Raw genomic sequence first — 293 nt, 5'->3', positions numbered from 1 at the left:
CCCAAACTGTGGGACAGCAGTGCGCTTATGCGGCCTTTTTTTATGCATAGGTGTTGGGTTCGGGTGCTCGGTTGAGCACAACTATCCTGACCCAGTTGAGTTCGATATGTACTACTATTTAATCCACCCAGGATTAAATCAGATAGAAAAGAGGCCGCTTATGCGGCCTTTTTTTATGCGTAGGTGTTGGGTTCGGGTGCTCGGTTGAGCACAACTGTTCTGACCCGGCTGAGTTCGATATGTACTACTCTGTTTAATCTTCGGATTAGATCAGATAGAAAAGAGGCCGCTTA

Origin of the sequence: Thalassolituus sp. UBA6592, assembly GCF_002433655.1 — a bacterium.
In the GTDB taxonomy this organism is placed as follows: Bacteria; Pseudomonadota; Gammaproteobacteria; order Pseudomonadales; family Oceanobacteraceae; genus Venatoribacter.
Note: the sequence above shows the minus strand (reverse complement) of the source record.